Below are 6,851 nucleotides of genomic sequence, written 5' to 3' on the forward strand. Positions count from 1 at the left end.
GTCATCTGCTGCATCAGTCGCTGCGCATGACGGCGCGCGACTGGCGCGCGGGCGAACTGCCGATGCTGCTGCTCGCGCTGGTGCTGGCCGTCGCCGCGCTGTCGAGCGTTGGCTTTCTGGCCGACCGTCTGCATCAGGGTCTCGAGCGCGATGCGCGGCGCATGATCGCCGCCGATTTCATCGTCCGAGCCGATCATCCCGTCGATGCGCAATTCACCGACAAGGCCAAAGCGCTCGGTCTCGACACAGCGACGACGGCGATCTTCCCGAGCAGGGTCAACTCGACGGCGGCTACGCCCATTTCACGGCTCGCGGCGGTGAAGGCGGTGTCGGCGGGTTATCCGTTGCGCGGCGAACTGAGGATCACGCTCGCGGAGGGCACGCCTGACCGCGAGGTGCGCGGCATCCCGCCGCCCGGCGAGGTGTGGGTCGACCAGCAGATGCTCGATGCGCTGAAAGCGCATATCGGCGACAAGGTGAAAGTGGGCGGGCGCGAGTTCACGATCGGCGCGTTGATCACGCGCGAGTTGGACCGTGGCTTTGCGTTCGTGAACTTCTCGCCGCGTCTGATGATGCGCGCCGACGATCTGGCGTCGACGGGCCTGACGGGCTACGGCAGCCGCGTCACGTACCGTTTGCTGGTGGCGGGCGCCGACACGCCAGTGGCGCAGTTCGCGACCTGGGCGCATGAGCGCGTCGACAACGGCAAGATGCGCGGCTATGCGCTCGAATCGCTGCAGGACGGCCAGCCGCAGGTGCGCCAGACGCTCGATCGCGCGAGCCACTTTCTCACGCTGGTGTCGCTGCTGACGGCACTGCTCGCCGCAGTCGCGATTGCGATGGCGGCGCACCGCTACATGCGGCGACATCTCGACAGTTGCGCGGCGATGCGCTGTCTCGGCGTCAGCCAGCGGACCTTGCGCGCGCTATTCGTGTTCGAGTTCGTGGGCCTTGGTCTGTTGGGCGGGCTGGCGGGCGTCGTGCTCGGTTTCGGCGGGCATCTCGCGCTGTTCTGGTGGCTCGGCAGCCTGATCGACGTATCGCTGCCGTATCCGACGGTGTGGCCTGCGCTCGAAGGTATTGCCGCTGGCCTCGTGCTGCTGGTCGGTTTCGCGCTGCCGCCGCTGTTGCCGTTGACGCGCGTGCCGCCCGTGCGCGTGCTGCGCCGCGAATGGGGCGAAGAAGGCCGCACCGCGTGGGCCGCGTACGCGCTCGGCATCGTGCTGTTTGCCGGATTGCTGATTCTCGCGGCGGGCGAACTGAAGATTGGCGGCATCGTCGCGGGTGGTTTTGCGGGCGGGCTGCTGCTGTTCGCGCTGCTCGCGCGGCTCGCGCTGTGGGGCGCGGCGCGCATCGTGCGCAACGAGCGCTTTGCGATTGGCATTGGCTGGCGTTACGCGCTGGCGTCGCTGGAGCGGCGCGCCAATTCGAGCGCGCTGCAGATCACTGCGCTCGCCATCGGTCTGATGTGCCTGCTGCTGATTGCAATGACGCGCAACGATCTGATCGAAGGCTGGCAGCGCTCGACGCCGCCCGACGCACCGAACGAATTCCTCATCGACATCCAGCCCGACCAGCGCGACGCCGTCACGCAATATCTCGGCGCGCATGGTTTTCCCGGCGTCGATCTCGAGCCGATGGTGCGCGGCCGGCTGATCGCGATCAACAGCAAGCCCGTCAATCCCGACGACTTCAAGAGCGAGGACGCGCGGCGTCTGGTGGCTCGCGAGTTCAACCTGTCGTACACGACGCAGTTGCCGGATGACAACCGCATCGTCTCGGGCGAGTGGTACGGCAACGCGACGAAGCCGCAGATCTCGATCGAGCAGGGACTGGCGAAGATCCTGAAGGTGAAGGTCGGCGACACGATGCGCTTCGACGTTACCGGCCTGCAGATCGACGCGCCCGTCACGAGTATCCGAAAGCTCGACTGGGGTTCGTTCAAGGTCAACTTCTTCGTCGTGATGCCGCCCGCCGCGCTCACGGATTTTCCGGCTACTTTCATTACGAGCTTTCATGTGCCGCCGCAACAGCGCAACGTGATCGACGGGCTGATCGGTCAGTATCCGAATCTCACCGCGATCGATACGGCACCGATTCTCGCGCAGGTGCAACGCGTGATTGGTCAGGTGATCGGCGCCGTGCAGTTCCTGTTCGCCTTCACGCTGATCGCGGGCGTGCTCGTGCTGTATGCCGCGCTCGCGGGCACGCGCGACGAGCGTATGCGAGAATCCGCGCTGCTGCGCGCACTCGGCGCGTCGCACGCGCAGGTGCGCGCGGTGCAGGTGGCCGAATTCGTCGTGGTCGGCGCGCTGTCGGGCCTGATGGCGGCGATCGGCTCGCAGGTGATCGGCTTCATTCTTGCGTCGCGCGTGTTCGACTTTTCGATCACCTTCAACCCGTGGATCCTGCCCGCGGGCATTGCGGCGGGTGTCGTGTGCTCGGCTGTCGGCGGCTGGCTCAGCCTGCGCCATGTGCTGATGCGGCCCGCGCTGCAATCGCTGCGCGACGCCTGAGCCGCTCCGAACTTCTTTTGATTGTGTAGTGACCGTATGACTGATCAGATTGACGAAGCGCCGACGAAACCGACGGCCTTCGAACTCGTAGGTGGCGAAGCGCGCGTGCGCGAACTCGTCGACCGTTTCTACGACCTGATGGACCTCGAAGCCGATTTCGCCGGCATCCGCAAGCTGCATCCGCCCACGCTGGAAGGCTCGCGCGACAAATTTTTCTGGTTCCTGTGCGGCTGGCGCGGCGGCCCCGATCATTACATCAGCCGCTTTGGCCATCCGCGTCTGCGCGCGCGGCATTTGCCGTTCCAGATTGCATCGGTAGAGCGCGACCAGTGGCTGCGCTGCATGGCGTGGGCGATGGAAGACGTCGGTCTGCCCGAACCGTTGCGCGAGCGCCTGCTGCATTCGTTCTTCGATACAGCCGACTGGATGCGGAATCATCCAGGCTGAACGGGCTTGAGTGTTGCACGGCGTAAAAGCGTCGTGCCGAAGCGCCCGGTACAGTTCGGTCGGACGCAGGCTGAACTGAACGCGGCGGGCGGAGCGCGCATCGGCATAATCTCCGCTGGCACGACGAAAGCACAAGGAGACGCCCCATGACCACGCGCGCGCTGTTCCGCGACGACGCCTATCTGACCCACTGCGACGCGGCCATCACCGCTATCGACGAGCAGGGCATCCATCTCGACCAGACCGTGTTCTATCCGCTCGGCGGCGGCCAGGCGGGCGATGCAGGCGCGCTGACGCTGCCCGACGGCACGCGTATCGAGATCGCCGACACCCGCAAGGCGAAGTTCGAAGGCGCAACCCCCGACGATGCCGTCCACGTTCCCGCGCCCGGCCAGGAAGCCTTGCTTGCGCAACTCGCCGTTGGCCAGACGGTCGCGGCGCAGATCGACTGGACACGCCGCTACCGCCACATGCGCCTGCACACGGCGAGCCATCTGATGTGCGCGGTGCTGCCGTATGCCGTCGATGGCTGCAGCATCACGTCCGACTACGCGCGTCTCGACTTCGCGACCGTCGAGCCGATCGAACGCGAGCATGTCGAAGCGCGGCTCGCTGAACTGGTGGGCGGCGCACACGCCGTGGCAACGCAATGGATCACCGATGACGAAATGGCGGCACGTCCTGAACTCGTGCGCACGATGAGCGTGAAGCCGCCGATGGGTCTCGGGCGCGTGCGGCTGTTGCGCATCGAAGGCGTCGATCTGCAGCCGTGCGGCGGTACGCACGTGCGCAACACGGAGGAGATCGGGGCGTTGCGCGTGGCGAAGCTGGAGAAGAAGAGTGCGCGCACGCGGCGGCTGGTGCTGGAGTTCGCATGACCACGGGCTTCGACGCGGCAGCGTATTCATCCGATGCAGATTATGTGGCACTCGATCCACGTGCGCGCGACGTGCTCGACGTCTGGTTCGGCACGCCGGATTCCGATGAATACGGCAAGGACCAGAAGCGCTGGTTCAGGCGCAACAACGCGTTCGATGCGACGCTGCGCGAACGTTTCGGTCCCGTGATCGACGCAGCACTCGCGCATGAACTCGACGGATGGCTCGCGACGCCGCTCGGCTCGCTCGCGCTGGTGATCGTGCTCGACCAGTTCATGCGCAATTGCCGCCGTCACACGGCGCGCATGTACGACGGCGATGCGCAGGCTTTGAGTATCACGCGACGCATAATCGAAGAGGGCAGCGACGTCGTGCTGCCGACTGTCTATCATCGCGCGTTCGCCTACGTTCCGTTCGAGCACGACGAGACGATAGAAGGGCAACGCGAAGGCATCCGTCTTTACACGCTGCTCGAAGGAGAAGGTTTAGACCCGTCCTATGCGCGGTCGGCCGTGCGGCATGCGCAGATCGTCGAGCGCTTCGGGCGCTTTCCGCATCGTAATGCGTTGCTCGGACGCGCATCGAGCGATGAAGAGATTGCGTTCCTGCGCGAGCCGGGATCGTCGTTTTGAGGCTGCGCGCAGTCGCGAAATGGAGGTAGAAACTAGCGGCCCGCGCTTACGTCGAGCAACGCGCCGTTCACGTAAGACGATGCATCGCTGAGCAGCCATACGATCGCCTCAGCGACTTCATCGGCCGTGCCAGGGCGGCCAAGCGGCGTTTGCGCGCCGAGCACCGCGGCGCGGTCGGGGCGCCCGCCACTCGCGTGAATATCGGTGTCGATCAGACCGGGGCGCACCGCATTCACGCGGATACCTTGCGGCCCGAGTTCCTTGGCGAGACCGATCGTCATCGTATCGACCGCGCCTTTCGATCCGGCGTAATCGACATACTCGTTCGGCGAGCCAAGTCGCGATGCCGCCGACGAGACATTCACGATGGCGCCGCCGCGTCCGCCGCGATCTTTCGACATGCGCCGCGCCGCCTCGCGCGCGCACAGGTACGCGCCGTACACGTTGACGTCGAACATGCGCTTCAGGCGTGCTGCATCCATGTCGGCGAGCGGCATGGAAGGTGCGACGATGCCTGCGTTGTTGACGAGCGCGTCGATGCGGCCGAAGGCTTGCTCCACCGTATCGAACATCGCGACGACCTGCGCTTCGTCGGCAACATCGCCGGCGATCACGCGTGCATGGCCGCCTGCGCGCCCGACTTCGGCGGCCGTCTCTTTCGCGGCGGCTTCGTTGCTTGCATAGTTCACGCCGACCGACCAGCCGTGCGCGCCGAGCATGCGCGCCGTCGCGCGGCCGATGCCGCGGCTCGCGCCCGTGATCAGAACCACTTTCGTCATGCTAGCCTCTCGCTATGAAGCAGGTACGCGCTCGCTGCCGGTTACACGCGGTCGCGCTTCTCGGCCCACTTGTCCGCGACGGGTGGCTGATAGCGCTGCAGTTTCTGGATCAACGCAGCGGGATCGCTGTCGATCTGCAGGATGTCGAAATACGTCTGGCGCATGAAGCCTTCCTGCACCGTATGTTCGAGCATCGAGATCAGCGGATCGTAGAAGCCGTCGATGTTCAGCACGGCCACCGCTTTCTGGTGATAGCCGAGTTGCGCCCATGTATAGACTTCGAACAGTTCTTCGAGCGTGCCTGCGCCGCCCGGCATCGCGACGAACGCGTCGGACAGATCGGCCATCATCTTCTTGCGATGATGCATGTCGGGCACCACGTGCAGTTCCGACAGACCGTTGTGGCCGACTTCCTTGTTGACCAGCAGTTCGGGGATCACGCCGATCGCGCGGCCGCCTGCCGCCATCACTTCATCGGCGATCACGCCCATCAGGCCGACTTTGCCGCCGCCATAGACGAGCGACAGGTTGGCCGCGACGAGTGCGCGGCCGAATGCCTTGGCGGCATCGCGATACAGCGGTTTGGCTCCGTTGGAGGAGCCGCAATAGACGCAGACTGCCTTCATCGTCAACTGTCCTTCGAATCGTTACGCGCTTCGCGCGGCGGAAGATAGTCGTAGAACTCGCGCCGGGGATGCTTGCCCGAGATCAGATCGTCGAACAGGTCGCGCGAGCGGCCACGCAGATACGGCGCCATCAGCGACACGATCTGCACGCTGACCTGCTGCAGTTCGGCCTGAATGGCTTCCTGCTCGTTATATTTGGGCGGATTCATGACGAACTGATACGACAGCCAGTACGTTGCGATCACGCCGATGTTGGTGGCGATCACGCGGATTTCGTCGGGCGTGGCGACCATTTCGCCGTCGGCGACGAGTTGCTCGCAGAACTGGCTGGCGAAGCGCACCTTGTGGCTGATGATCTGCTTGAAGTGCGTTTCGAGTGTGCGGTTACGCGCGAGAAGATCGTTCAGGTCGCGATACAGGAAGCGATAGCGCCATGTGAAATCGACCATGTACTGCAGATACGACCACATTTCGTCGATGGTGGCGCGATGGTCGTCCGGGAAACGCAGACGCTTTTCGATCTCCTGCTCGAACTGGCTGAAGATGCTGTTGATGATGTCGTCTTTGTTGAGGAAGTGGTAGTACAGGTTGCCTGGACTGATCTCCATTTCCTCGGCGATCGTCGTCGTCGTAACGTTCGGCTCGCCGATTTCGTTGAACAGCTTCAACGAGAGTTCGAGAATCCGTTCGCGCGTGCGGCGGGGAGGTTTGGGTTCCATGTCCGTCCTTGGCGGGCTTGCTGCGATGCCCGGTGTTTTGGGGTTTTTTTGACGCTATCGGGCGATTATAAACCGACCGTTCTGAGGGGTTTGGGGTTTGCGCTGGCGCGGGTTTGGATTTGCTTTTGCTTTTGCTTTTGCTGGCGTCCGCGATTTGGTGTTTGTGCTTCATGCGTTGCCCCTGTGCGGGGCGGCACTTACTTTCTTTGCCGCCGCAAAGAAAGTAAGGGAATCTCTGCAAAAGTCCTGGCATT

7 protein-coding genes are annotated in these 6,851 nt (G+C 64.1%); 4 read left to right on the forward strand and 3 right to left on the reverse strand.

The genetic code is table 11. The annotated features are described in order from the left end of the window. Window positions 1-26: 26 nt before the first annotated feature. The 4 genes from DK391_RS13935 (at window position 27) to DK391_RS13950 (ending at window position 4,473) form a co-directional block, all read left to right on the forward strand. Window positions 27-2,516, forward strand: a complete 2,490-nt coding sequence (locus DK391_RS13935) for an FtsX-like permease family protein (RefSeq protein WP_109478566.1) — start codon at window positions 27-29, stop codon at window positions 2,514-2,516. 36 nt (window positions 2,517-2,552) lie between these two features. Continuing rightward, entirely contained in the window at window positions 2,553-2,963 is a 411-nt protein-coding gene (locus DK391_RS13940; protein ID WP_109478554.1) for a group II truncated hemoglobin, read from the forward strand. A gap of 146 nt (window positions 2,964-3,109) precedes the next feature. After that, window positions 3,110-3,841, forward strand: a complete 732-nt coding sequence (locus DK391_RS13945; protein WP_109478555.1) for an alanyl-tRNA editing protein — start codon at window positions 3,110-3,112, stop codon at window positions 3,839-3,841. Continuing rightward, window positions 3,838-4,473, forward strand: a complete 636-nt coding sequence (locus DK391_RS13950; protein WP_109478556.1) for a DUF924 family protein — start codon at window positions 3,838-3,840, stop codon at window positions 4,471-4,473. Before DK391_RS13945 ends, DK391_RS13950 begins: the two co-directional genes overlap by 4 nt. Window positions 4,474-4,505: 32 nt before the next feature. On the opposite strand, the gene DK391_RS13955 is transcribed toward DK391_RS13950, so the two are convergent. Genes DK391_RS13955 through DK391_RS13965 form a run of 3 tightly spaced genes read right to left on the reverse strand, consistent with a single transcriptional unit; the run spans window position 4,506 to window position 6,597 of the window. Then, window positions 4,506-5,252: an SDR family oxidoreductase gene (locus DK391_RS13955; protein WP_109478557.1), complete on the reverse strand. Its 747-nt coding sequence runs from the start codon at window positions 5,250-5,252 to the stop codon at window positions 4,506-4,508. 41 nt (window positions 5,253-5,293) lie between these two features. After that, entirely contained in the window at window positions 5,294-5,878 is a 585-nt protein-coding gene (locus DK391_RS13960; protein ID WP_109478558.1) for a TIGR00730 family Rossman fold protein, read from the reverse strand. Window positions 5,879-5,880: 2 nt separating this feature from the next. Beyond that, on the reverse strand, window positions 5,881-6,597 hold the full coding sequence (locus DK391_RS13965) for a TetR/AcrR family transcriptional regulator (protein ID WP_109478559.1): 717 nt from the start codon (window positions 6,595-6,597) through the stop codon (window positions 5,881-5,883). Window positions 6,598-6,851 lie beyond the last annotated feature (254 nt).

The organism is Paraburkholderia sp. C35 (assembly GCF_003121405.1).
GTDB lineage: Bacteria > Pseudomonadota > Gammaproteobacteria > Burkholderiales > Burkholderiaceae > Paraburkholderia.

Bases quoted from the DNA above. Each gene is read 5' to 3' on its own strand.
- DK391_RS13960 (WP_109478558.1), bottom strand. From the start codon at position 5,878: ATGAAGGCAGTCTGCGTCTATTGCGGCTCCTCCAACGGAGCCAAACCG.
- DK391_RS13955 (WP_109478557.1), bottom strand. From the start codon at position 5,252: ATGACGAAAGTGGTTCTGATCACGGGCGCGAGCCGCGGCATCGGCCGC.
- DK391_RS13965 (WP_109478559.1), bottom strand. From the start codon at position 6,597: ATGGAACCCAAACCTCCCCGCCGCACGCGCGAACGGATTCTCGAACTC.
- DK391_RS13945 (WP_109478555.1), top strand. From the start codon at position 3,110: ATGACCACGCGCGCGCTGTTCCGCGACGACGCCTATCTGACCCACTGC.
- DK391_RS13940 (WP_109478554.1), top strand. From the start codon at position 2,553: ATGACTGATCAGATTGACGAAGCGCCGACGAAACCGACGGCCTTCGAA.
- DK391_RS13950 (WP_109478556.1), top strand. From the start codon at position 3,838: ATGACCACGGGCTTCGACGCGGCAGCGTATTCATCCGATGCAGATTAT.
- DK391_RS13935 (WP_109478566.1), top strand. From the start codon at position 27: ATGACGGCGCGCGACTGGCGCGCGGGCGAACTGCCGATGCTGCTGCTC.